This is a genomic window from Enterococcus sp. DIV1420a, from assembly GCF_051712165.1.
Classification (GTDB): Bacteria; Bacillota; Bacilli; order Lactobacillales; family Enterococcaceae; genus Enterococcus; species Enterococcus faecalis.
Map to the genome: position 1 here is coordinate 151,222 of NZ_JBIOOI010000001.1, position 11,279 is coordinate 162,500.

The 11,279-nt window shown below is 38.5% G+C and carries 13 protein-coding genes, 1 tRNA gene and 2 rRNA genes (1 of these 16 running past the window's edge); all 16 read right to left on the minus strand.

From position 1 onward, the window contains the following. Positions 1–4 precede the first annotated feature (4 nt). Positions 5–430 (minus strand): 3-hydroxyacyl-ACP dehydratase FabZ, encoded by a 426-nt coding sequence (gene fabZ / locus IGI80_RS00810; RefSeq protein WP_002356286.1) that lies wholly within the window; start codon positions 428–430, stop codon positions 5–7. A 3-nt stretch (positions 431–433) separates the two neighbouring features. Then, positions 434–922, minus strand: coding sequence for an acetyl-CoA carboxylase biotin carboxyl carrier protein (gene accB / locus IGI80_RS00815; protein WP_010777912.1), 489 nt, complete (start codon positions 920–922; stop codon positions 434–436). A gap of 1 nt (position 923) precedes the next feature. Next, the gene (fabF, locus tag IGI80_RS00820; protein WP_325824041.1) at positions 924–2,159 is read right to left on the minus strand and encodes a beta-ketoacyl-ACP synthase II; all 1,236 of its coding nucleotides are present in this window, start codon (positions 2,157–2,159) and stop codon (positions 924–926) included. A gap of 18 nt (positions 2,160–2,177) precedes the next feature. After that, positions 2,178–2,915: a 3-oxoacyl-[acyl-carrier-protein] reductase gene (fabG, locus tag IGI80_RS00825; protein WP_002356283.1), complete on the minus strand. Its 738-nt coding sequence runs from the start codon at positions 2,913–2,915 to the stop codon at positions 2,178–2,180. A gap of 3 nt (positions 2,916–2,918) precedes the next feature. Further along, positions 2,919–3,848 (minus strand): ACP S-malonyltransferase, encoded by a 930-nt coding sequence (gene fabD, locus IGI80_RS00830; RefSeq protein ID WP_002359380.1) that lies wholly within the window; start codon positions 3,846–3,848, stop codon positions 2,919–2,921. A 32-nt stretch (positions 3,849–3,880) separates the two neighbouring features. Further along, a complete protein-coding gene (gene fabK / locus IGI80_RS00835; protein ID WP_002356279.1) occupies positions 3,881–4,837 on the minus strand; it encodes an enoyl-[acyl-carrier-protein] reductase FabK in 957 nt (318 codons plus the stop codon). Positions 4,838–4,973: 136 nt separating this feature from the next. After that, on the minus strand, positions 4,974–5,201 hold the full coding sequence (locus IGI80_RS00840; protein WP_002356278.1) for an acyl carrier protein: 228 nt from the start codon (positions 5,199–5,201) through the stop codon (positions 4,974–4,976). A gap of 52 nt (positions 5,202–5,253) precedes the next feature. Continuing rightward, positions 5,254–6,219, minus strand: coding sequence for a beta-ketoacyl-ACP synthase III (locus IGI80_RS00845; protein ID WP_002359378.1), 966 nt, complete (start codon positions 6,217–6,219; stop codon positions 5,254–5,256). A gap of 15 nt (positions 6,220–6,234) precedes the next feature. Next, complete coding sequence (gene fabT, locus IGI80_RS00850; protein ID WP_002362455.1) at positions 6,235–6,675, minus strand: fatty acid biosynthesis transcriptional regulator FabT; 441 nt, start codon at positions 6,673–6,675, stop codon at positions 6,235–6,237. Positions 6,676–7,064: 389 nt separating this feature from the next. Further along, on the minus strand, positions 7,065–7,295 hold the full coding sequence (locus IGI80_RS00855) for a YkuJ family protein (RefSeq protein WP_002379802.1): 231 nt from the start codon (positions 7,293–7,295) through the stop codon (positions 7,065–7,067). A gap of 100 nt (positions 7,296–7,395) precedes the next feature. Then, positions 7,396–8,286 carry an NAD(P)-dependent oxidoreductase gene (locus tag IGI80_RS00860; protein ID WP_002356274.1) on the minus strand — a complete coding sequence of 297 codons (891 nt, stop codon included), beginning with the start codon at positions 8,284–8,286 and terminating at the stop codon, positions 7,396–7,398. A gap of 72 nt (positions 8,287–8,358) precedes the next feature. Beyond that, positions 8,359–9,582: a cell wall glycolipid biosynthesis glucosyltransferase BgsB gene (bgsB, locus tag IGI80_RS00865; RefSeq protein WP_010707991.1), complete on the minus strand. Its 1,224-nt coding sequence runs from the start codon at positions 9,580–9,582 to the stop codon at positions 8,359–8,361. Positions 9,583–9,628: 46 nt separating this feature from the next. Continuing rightward, positions 9,629–10,633 (minus strand): cell wall glycolipid biosynthesis glucosyltransferase BgsA, encoded by a 1,005-nt coding sequence (gene bgsA / locus IGI80_RS00870; RefSeq protein WP_002359375.1) that lies wholly within the window; start codon positions 10,631–10,633, stop codon positions 9,629–9,631. A gap of 192 nt (positions 10,634–10,825) precedes the next feature. Beyond that, positions 10,826–10,899: transfer RNA gene (locus IGI80_RS00875), tRNA-Asn, on the minus strand. A 6-nt stretch (positions 10,900–10,905) separates the two neighbouring features. After that, a 5S ribosomal RNA gene (gene rrf, locus IGI80_RS00880) occupies positions 10,906–11,021 on the minus strand. 96 nt (positions 11,022–11,117) lie between these two features. Continuing rightward, positions 11,118–11,279, minus strand: a 23S ribosomal RNA gene (locus IGI80_RS00885); it runs 2,751 nt beyond the window's last position.

Sequence of the window (11,279 nt, forward strand, 5' to 3'; positions counted from 1 at the left end):
TCACCTATCCAATCATAAAGGTTAATTCAGCCTCGGCAACTTTTTTTCCATTAACTTTTGCCACACCTTTACCCATTCCAGCAGAAGCGCGGACTTTTAAAAGTTCAACCTCTAAAATTAATGTGTCGCCTGGTGTTACCTTTTGTCTAAATTTTGCTTTATCTAATCCACCAAAGTATGCCGTTTTCCCTTTGAATTCAGGCATTGAAAGTAATGCCACGGCGCCTGCTTGAGCCAACGATTCAATAATTAAAACTCCTGGCAAAACAGGATTCCCAGGAAAATGACCTTGAAAAACTTGCTCATTAACCGTTACATTCTTTTTCGCTACAACGCGTTCCCCGGGAATGACTTCTTCAACACTATCTAATAATAAAAAGGGATAGCGATGTGGTAAAATTTCTTGAATTTCTGTAATTGTTAATTTCATGTTTTATTCTCCTTTAGCAACTCGGAATAGCGGCTGACCAAATTCAACCACATCTTCATTGTTGACTAATATTTCAGTAATCACACCGTCAACTGTCGCCGTAATTTCATTCATTAATTTCATCGCTTCAACGATACACACAACGTCACCCGTTTTAACAGTGTCTCCTACTTTGACAAAGTTCTCTTTATCTGGTGCTGGTTGTAAATAAACGATTCCTACAATGGGTGACGTAATTTCTTCTGTCTTTTCATTGGCTGTCGGTGTATTAGTTGGCGTTTCTTCAACGACAGAAACTGTTTCAACAGGCACTGACACACCATTAGCGGCTACTGATGTTTCTTGTGGTTGCGCCACTGGTTCTACGGCACTTCGTCCAGAAACTGTATTTTTATTCATATATAATTCAAACGAGCCTTCTCGTAAATCAAATTCGGTTAAAGTTGATTGATCAAATTGTGTTAATAATGCTTTTACTTCTTCTAACTGCATGTTAATCCTCCCAGCGTTTTAAGCAAATAACTGCATTGTGGCCACCAAAGCCTAGCGAGTTACTTAAAGCATAATCAAATTTATGCTCTTTGCTTTCGTTTAAAACAACGTTCACCGTAATTGCTTCATCTTGATTTTCCACATTAATGGTTGGCGGAATAAATTGATGTTGTAAAGCATTTAGGGTAGCAATTCCTTCAATTCCACCAGCGGCGCCTAAGAGATGTCCCGTCATACTCTTTGTACTACTTACATACGCCGTTTTTGCGGCATCACCTAAAGCCAATTCAATTGCTTTAGATTCTGCACTGTCATTGGCTTGTGTGCTTGTTCCATGGGCGTTAATATAGCCAATTTTTTCTGGAGAAATCCCAGCTTCTTCCATTGCTAGTACCATGGCTTTCGCTGCGCCGCTCCCATCTGGTGTTGGTGATGTCATATGATAGGCATCGCAATTAGCACCATAGCCAACCACTTCACCTAAAATAGTTGCGCCTCGTTCTAGAGCATGATCTAATGATTCTAAAATAAAGACACCCGCTCCTTCTCCCATCACAAATCCACTACGTTCTTTATCAAAGGGAATTGAGGCTTTTTCTGGGTCAGTCGCCTTTGTTAAAGCGGTCAAGGAAGCAAATCCTGAAATACCGATTTCTGTAATAGGCGCTTCTGCTCCACCAGCAATAATGACATCGGAGTAGCCATGTTTGATATTGCGGAACGCTTCCCCAATTGAATGGGTTGCACTAGCACAAGCCGTCACTGTTGAAGTACAAATTCCTTTGGCACCAACACGTAAAGCAATATTTCCCACCACCATGTTTCCAATCGCCATTGGAATAAATAACGGTGCCACACGTTCAGGTCCTTTGTCGTGCATCCGAATTACTTGATTTTGAATTGTTTCCAAACCACCAATCCCGGAACCCACCATAACGCCAAACCGATCCACATCTAGTTGACTGGTATCCAAGCCACTCATAGCCATTGCTTCTAAGGCCGCATAAATGCCAAATAACGAAAACTTATCCATGCGTTTTCCATCTTTTTTAACAAAATATTTTTCCATTGGAAAGTCTTTCACTTCAGCTGCTAAGGTGACACCTGTTTCACTAACATCAAATTTACTAATCGGTCCGATACCATTTTTCCCTGTTTTCAAACTTTCTAAAAAAGTCTCAGGTTCATTGCCAATCGGCGAGGTGACACCGTAACCGGTAATAACTACTCGATTCATCCTTTTGACTCCTTTCGTTTATCCGTGCATGACTAAGCCGCCATCAACATTCACGACTTGCCCAGTAATATAGGGACTTTTAGCTAAGAAAATCGCTGTAGCTGCGACATCTTCGACTTGCCCAAACGTTTGTAAGGGAATTTGCGCATTCATTTGTGTTTTAACTTTTTCCGATAAAACATCCGTCATTTCTGTTTGGATAAACCCTGGTGCAATCGCATTGCAGGTAATACCGCGCGGCGCAACTTCTCGTGCCACCGATTTAGTAAAACCAACGACACCGGCTTTACTCGCAGCGTAGTTTGCTTGACCAACATTTCCCATTAAACCAGAAACGCTAGCCATATTAATAATCCGACCACTTCGTTGTTTCATCATACGTTTAACCGCTTGTTGGGTCATGTTAAAAGTTCCTACCAAGTTAATATCTAAACAGGCATTAAAATCCTCTTTTGTCATTCGTAATAATAATTTATCATTCGTAATCCCAGCGTTATTCACCAGAATATCAATCGAGCCTAATTGGTCAACGGTTGCTTGAATCATCTCACCTGCTGCATCAAAATCGGAAATATCTCCAGAAAGGCCAATACATTTTACCCCAAAGGCTTCAATTTCTTGTCGTTGTTCTGGCGTAATCTCACTCCGACCGTTTAAAACAATATTGGCGCCCTCTTTCGCAAAAGCCAACGCAACTGCTTTGCCAATCCCACGAGTGCTTCCAGTAATAAATACGTTTTTCCCTGTTAATTCCATTTTTTACCTCCCAGTAAGTGCTGTTAACGTTTCTGTTAATGTTGCAACATCTTCCACACGGTGCATTTCAATTGTTTTGTCAATTTTTTTAACAAAACCAGTTAATGTTTTCCCTGGACCAACTTCAATCATCGTTCCCACGTTCATAGCCTTCATCGTTTCGATACTGTCTTCAAAACGTACCGCAGACATGACTTGCTTTTCCAATAACGCTTGAATTGCCTCTTGGGGCATAATTTCGGCAGTCGTATTACTAATGACAGGAATTTGCATCGTTTGAAAGTTCAATTTTGCTAAATCCTGAGCCAATTTTTTTGATGCTGGTTGTAACAGTGCCGTATGGAAAGGGCCACTCACATTTAACGGAATTATTCGCTTCACACCAGCTTCTTTGAGAAGTGTCATCGCTTGATCAACAGCAGCAACCTCACCACCAATCACGATTTGTTGTGGTGTATTATAATTTGCTGGAGCCACAATTCCGAAAGCACTGGCTTCTTGACAGGCTTTTTCAATTACTTCACGCTCAGCATTCATGACAGCAACCATTTTGCCAGTTCCTTGTGGTGCTGCTTCTGTCATGTACTGACCGCGCTTTTGGACCAAGGCCACTGCTTCTGAAAAGCGCAAAGCCCCACTGGCAACCAAAGCGCTATATTCCCCTAAGCTTAAACCCGCTACGACATCAGGCGTTAGTCCTTTTTGTTGCAAAAGACGGTAAAATGCGACACTGACTGTTAAAATAGCAGGTTGCGTATATTCTGTTTCATTTAAACGTTCATTTTCAGTAAAACAAAGTTCTGCCATCTCATAACCTAAGATATGACTTGCTTCATCGAAAGTTTCCCGAACAATCGCTTCTTGGTGATATAATTCTTCACCCATCCCTTGATACTGGGCTCCTTGTCCACTAAATAAAATCGCTGTTTTCATACGACACCTCATTTTTTGTTAAAATTATTCACTTAGCCCCAACGCTGATTCATCTTATGTACAATCGCTTTGCATTCAGACATGAGTGAATCAATGATTTCTTGGGCTGTTTCTTCTTTTTTTATTAACCCGGCAATTTGTCCCGCCATGACGGAACCGTAATCCATATCCCCGTCAACGACAGCTTTGCGCAAAGCGCCTTGACCAATCTTTTCAAACATTTCTAAATCAGGTACTTCTTTTTGAAGTTCTTGCTTTTCTAATTGATTATATTGAGCAGTTAATTTATTTTTTAAAGTACGCACTGGATGGCCAAAATGTTGACAGGTAATTACTGCATCTAAATCACGTGCCTTTAAAACTTTCTGTTTATAATCTGGATGAACGTTGCATTCTTTGGCAATTAAAAAACGTGTGCCTAACTGGACTGCTTCAGCACCTAACATAAAGGCCGCAGCCATACCACGACCATCACCAATCCCACCTGCTGCAATCACAGGAATTGACACAGCGTCAACGATTTGCGGTAAGCCACTCATAGTGGTCAACTTGCCAATATGTCCACCAGCTTCCATTCCTTCAAAAATGACAGCATCGGCACCAATTTTTTCCATTCTTTTTGCTAAAGCAACTGAAGGAACTACTGGGATTACTTTAATGTTATGTTCTTTAAAACGAGCCATGTATTTGGCTGGATTGCCTGCACCTGTCGTTACGACAGGAACCTGTTCTTCACAAACCAAATCGACAATTTCATCGGCAAAAGGTGAAAGTAACATAATATTGACACCAAAGGGTTGCTCCGTTAATTCTTTAACTTTTTTAATTTCTTTTTTTACGACTTCTTTTGGGGCATTACCGCCAGCAATAATCCCTAATCCACCAGCGTTTGACACGGCACTTGCTAATGAAGCATCGGCTACCCAAGCCATACCGCCTTGAAAAATGGGATAATTGATCCCAAGCAACTCACATAACTGTTGATTCATTGATTTTATACGTCCTTTAGTTCTAAGATAAGTACACTTCATTCAAGTAAAAAAGGATTTTTCCGGCTTATTTACTTGTTTTTTTAGGGACTGGGTCATTTAGCAATTAAATGTCCCAGCCCCCTATTTTCATGTATTAGTTTGCTTGTTGTTTTTCTACATATGTTACTAAATCTTGAACGGTTTGGATGCCATCTTCTGTTTCGATTTTCACATCAAATTCATCTTCGATTTCGTTAATGATTTGGAATAAATCTAAGCTATCCGCATCTAATTCTTCTTGAATGTTTGTAGTTAATTGTACCTCTTCAGCATCTTTTCCTAATTCTTCTACGATAATTGCTTGAATTTTTTCAAATACCATGTGTATATTCCTCCAAAATAGTCATTTTCTTCATTTATATGTGAACAGTTTTTTACAGCGTTAGGAGCAGTGAGCCCCATGTTAAGCCGCCGCCAAATCCTGTTAGCACCACGCGTTGTTGGGAACCTAAAATTAAGGTCCCATTTTCAACTGCTTCATCCAACAAAATAGGAATGCTAGCAGCTGAGGTATTGCCATATTTATCCATATTCGTTAAAAACTTCTCGCGGGAAATCTTCGTCTTACGTGCAATTTTATCGATAATGCGCACATTTGCTTGATGTAGTAGAAGATAATCCACGGTTTCGTCCGTCACGAGTGATAAAATATTTTGTGAAACATCTTTAATCGCAAAATCAAAAATACTACGTCCTTCCATCTGTAGCGTCTTACTCGCCTGCTCATGCCCCTGATAAAAAGGACTTTCGTTGATCGTGTAGCCTGACGTTAAAGCCGCCCACCGTTGTCCATCTGCTTGTAATTTTTCATTTAGAAAATGCGGTGTCTCAGCCGCTTCAATCAAGACGCCGGCAGCCCCATCACCGAAAAGCACCGCTGTGGAGCGATCGGTCCAATCCAACATTTTGGAAAATGTTTCGCCACCAATTACTAGACCTGTTTGATAACGACCACTTAAGACTAGTTTTTCTGCCATGCTTAAGGCATAGACAAAACCAGAACACGCTGCACTGATGTCAAAAGCAAAAGCCTCAGTAGCGCCAATTGCGCCTTGCACTTGGCAAGCAACAGAAGGCATATTGAAATCTGGTGTCACTGTTGCAACTAAAATAAAGTCAATCTCACTTGCTTGCTTTCCAGATTTTTCCAATAACTGTTTTGCGACTTGATGACATAAATCAGACGTATTTTCTTGCGTAACGATGCGACGTTCACTAATGCCTGTTCGCGAATGTATCCATTCATCAGAGGTATCCATCATTTCACTCAGTTGGTGATTCGTGACACAATTCTCTGGAACATAACGGCTTGTACAACTAATTCGTGCATAATTCTTCATGGGGATCCTCACTTTTTATTTGTATTCTTGCAAGAAATCATGAAGATTTTTTAGTGCTCTTAACAGCGCTTGTTCTTCTTCTTGCTCCATGCCTTTCAAAATGTTTTTAACCATTTCACGATGAAAATGCTGATGGACTCTAAAAAGTAATTTTCCTTTTTTAGTTAAGCCAAGCTTTACTACACGTCGATCATCTTCACTACGCAAACGTTCAACATAGCCTTTTTTAACTAAGTTGTTAATCGCTACAGTAAGTGTTCCGACGGTAATTGACAGTTCCTTGGCTACTTCTGAAGACGTTTTTTTCTTGTACATACCAATTGCTTCGATTGTGTGCATCTCCGTAATGGATAAATCATTAAATTGTGATTTTTTCAATTCAGATTCTTCAATCGTTAAGATGTCATTAAAGACACTGACTAAATAATCGTTGACTGTTTCTAAATTAGGTTCCATTCTGTGCACCATCCATATACTTTGATTATCAAAACATTTGATGTTCAAACTATATCGTAAATAAGCAAAGAATGCAAGAGAATTTTCTATATTTTTAATGAAATATTCTTCAAATATTTCAAAAAAGGCGCATTTTCAAGGGACGAGGCTTTTAAAAAAAGGATCAATTACTTTGATACCCAAACTATTTTCACAGAAAAAGGAAAGAAGTGCAACTAAAAAGCATCACTGGCACTCCCCTGATTGAGAAGTGCCAGTGATTTTTGTTATATAATTCTTAAACTCCCACTAAGCTATTGCTACAACTTGACTGGATAATACGAGAAGAGAGTGAACCAGAAGCTTTGGTGCTTCTACTCCACTCCCTTATTAAAATGTAGGACGATTAATTATTGAATTAAGTCGTAAATTTCCATTGCTACAATATCGATGTTATCGAATTGATAGCTTTGGTGCGTATCAGATTCTGTTAATTCAAATGTTTCTGTTGATTTATCAAAACTTACAATACATTTCTCTACGCCTTCACGTTCAAAGCGGCGTACTTGTACTTCATTATCTGCTGCTTCGATCATTGCTTCCAGTCTCTTAATAATCGCCACAAGTTGTGAATGTTTCATCAGTGGGCCTCCTTTTGCAAACTAGTTCTGTACCATTGTAACAAAACATTGCCTAACTTGCATGATTTTTCGTCATTTTTTTTGATTTTTTTGTTGTTCTTTAATTTTTATTCGTTGGTTGCTTGCCATCTGTCCACCAAAGCTTAATTAAGGCCTGTGTGCCATCATTTTCAAACCCTTTATCTGCAAGGCTTTCATATAATTCTGTCGCTTTTTGCGTCGCTGGCAATGGAAGGTCAAGTTTTTTTGCTTCATCTAACGCAATCTTTAAATCTTTGATAAAATGTTTAACAAAAAAGCCTGGCGTATAATCTTCTTTTAAAATACGTGGTCCATAATTACTTAACGACCAGTTTGCAGCACTGCCACCACCGACTGTTTCCAGAACTTTTTCTAAAGTTAATCCTGTCGCATTTGCGTAAACGAGCATTTCAGTCAAACCGGTCATTGTGCCTGCAATCATTAACTGATTCGCCATCTTAGTGTGTTGCCCTTTTCCAGCTGAGCCGTGTAGCATAAACGTTTTACCAAATGTTTTGAAAATTGGTAAGACGGTGTCATAACTTTCTTGATCGCCACCAACCATAATTGTTAAAGTACCATTTTTAGCACCTAAGTCACCACCAGAAACTGGCGCATCCAACGCATGAGCACCCACTTCTGCTGCTTTTTTGGCAATCTTTTCAGCCAAGGTCGGCGTACTTGTGGTTAAATCTACTACTATTTTACCTGTAAGATCTGCTTGAAAAATCCCTGTTTCATTAAAATACACGCCTTCAACATCTGAAGGAAAGCCAACCATTGTAAAAATGATATCACTCGCTTCCGCAATTGCTTTTGGCGTATCATACCAAACTGCTCCTTCAGCAACTAAATCATCTGTTTTACTTTTTGTTCGATTGTAAACATTGACAGATAAATTGTTTTTCATCATGTTACGAATAATTGATTTCCCCATGACACCCGTTCCAATAAAGCCGATTTTAGACATAGTAGCTTCCTCCGTTCTTAAAATAAAAAACTTTCCTCCTTCAGTATAAACGAAGGAGGAAAGTTTTGCAGTTTATTTTCTTAAAGATGTAAATTTTACTTTAATTTTTTTAATTGAGTCCGCATTTTCTTTTTCCATTTGAAGTTGATCAAAGTAAATCAATGTGTCTTGATAAAATTCAATCATTTTGTTGCCAAAGTTTGTAGAAGAAATTTCAAATAATTTTTCATCTAAAATAGTTTGGTCCATTTTAATATTTGCTTGTATATAGTCAATCAATGTTGAGGCAAAATCACTGTCTGTCTTAAAAGTTTTGCCTAAGCTTTCATGATCAAATAAATTATTTAAATAGGCGTTCCCTTCTGCAACACATTGAACGCCAGCAGCCATCGCTTCTGTATAAGTTAAGCCTTGTGTTTCTGACGTTGAGGCGCTGACAAAATAGTCAGCAGCTTTATAATAAATGGCGACTTCTTCATTTGGCACTTCACCCGTAAATTGAACGTATTCACTAACTTCTAGTTCTTCTGCTAATTCTTTTAAATCCTCTAGATAGGGACCATTTCCAACTATTACTAAACGAGTTTGTGGTAATTTTTCAATAATTTGTGGTAACCCTTGAATAATTGCTTGAATATTTTTTTCATAAGAAATTCGACTTAACGATAACAACATAATCTGTTGCTCTTCAATACCTAGTTGTTGACGCATTCCAGCGATCATTTCTTCAGTAATATCGGGACGTAAAAACTTATCAATTTCGATCCCTGTTGGAATAATTCTCATTGGTGCGGTCACTCCATAATCCCGTAATTTTTCAATTACACGTTCACTGGGACAAACAACACCTGTCGTATGATTTGTAAACACTCTTGAAAAGAATTTAACATGTGATGGACGGACAACTTTTCCTTTAGCAATATAATGTAAGTAATCTTCATACATTGTATGATACGTATGGATGACAGGGATTTTCATTTTTTTCCCAACCATTTTCCCTAAAATACCCGCACCAAATTCAGTATGTGTATGAATTAAATCTAATTCCAATTCTTTGGCAATTAAATAGGCGTACCACATGCCGCGAACCACTACTCGGCGATCTTTAAAAGATACGAATGGCACACTAGGCATTCGTATGACATCTTCTTCAAAATCAGTCGCGTTAGGATCGGTTGTCGTAAAAATATACACTTCATGGCCGTGCTTTTCTAATTCATCTTTTAAGGTCTTAATAGAAGTCGCTACCCCACTCACTTGCGGGAAATACGTATCAGTAAAAAAACCAATTTTCACTCTCATTACCTCCATTTCATCTAACAATAACTGCCTTCAATATTTGTTAAGATAAGACTGTTTCGTAGACTTCTTTTAACTCGTAACCAATTTGCTTGATACTTCTTTGCTCTGCTACTTGATAGCCTGCTTCTCTAGTGCTAGGTATTTTCCCTTCTAATAAGCCTTCAATATATTTTTTAAATTCTTCAATAGAATGACCCATATAACAATTTTCATTAGCTACTAGCCAGCCTTGATAAACTGGAATATCACGCACTAAAACTTGTTGCTGACTAGCTAATGCTTCTAAAACAACAATTCCTTCCGTTTCTTCACGAGAAGGGAAAAAGAAGAGATTCGCTGCCGCATAGGCCCCTTCGATGACATCTCCTTTAATATAACCTGGGAAAATAACATTTTCTGGATGATCTTCTTTAACTAATTGTCGGATATTTTTTGGGATAGAATACATTGGTGTATCACCAAACCAAATAAATTGATACTCTGGTAACTGTCGCGCAACTTCAATAAAATCAGTGATTCCTTTGCGTTCAAAAAATAATCCCACACAAATAATTACTTTTTTCTCTTCATCTATTTTAAAATATTCTCGGAATTTTTGTTCCTTTTCTTCTGAAGGATAAAAGCGTGATAAATCAATACCATTTGAGATCGCCGAAATAGGCACTTTAATGCCATATCCTTCTAGCAATGTTTTAGAATACGGTGTTGGTGTAATTAAATGATCCGCTTTGGAATACAAACTGATAAGATATTTTTTTACTAATGGTGCCAGTTGATTAGACCCAATAAAGGAATTACGAAAATCTTCTTCTGTCGAATGGGCATGATAAATAACTTTTTTTCCTAGTTTGCGTGCTTTTCTGACCATACGATGGCTATTTACGCCATATGTATTAATATGCAATATATCATAGTCACTGCAATCAGCATCTAATGTATATTCTATTCCAACTTCAGAGAGCGCTCGTTTCTGGTGATCTAATGCTCGACCAATGCCTGATTTAGCTAAGATTTTCTCACCTTCAAAATATAACAATATTTTCAAACCCGCTCCTCCTTTTCTGCTTTACTAACTATAATAAACACATTATACCATAGCTAAAATTTGATGTATTCATTCTTCGGTAGGATCCTTTTAATCTTATAAATGTTTTTAAAGTCCCTTCTTCAAGCTTATCAAAAAATAGTGAATAAAACAAAAAAAGCAAAAACCAAGTTGGTTTTTGCTTTTGCTCAACTCCGGCAGTAGGACTCGAACCTACGACATCATGATTAACAGTCATGCGCTACTACCAACTGAGCTATGCCGGAATAATCGCGTGGCGACGTCCTACTCTCACAAAGGGAAACCCTTCACTACAATCGGCGCTAAGAAGCTTAACTTCTGTGTTCGGCATGGGAACAGGTGTATCCTTCTCGCTATCGCCACCACACTGGGTGTTGTTTCTTATTGAGTTGAATCTTCATTCACTCAAAACTGGATTGAAGTTTGAATCAAAATAACCAAGTTGCTTTTACTTATCCATTCTTTGGTTAAGTCCTCGACCGATTAGTATTGGTCCGCTCCAACTATCACTAGCCTTCCACTTCCAACCTATCTACCTGATCATCTCTCAGGGGTCTTACTTTCTTAAAGAAATGGGAAATCTCATCTTGAGGTGGGCTTCACACTTAGATGCTTTCAGCGTTTA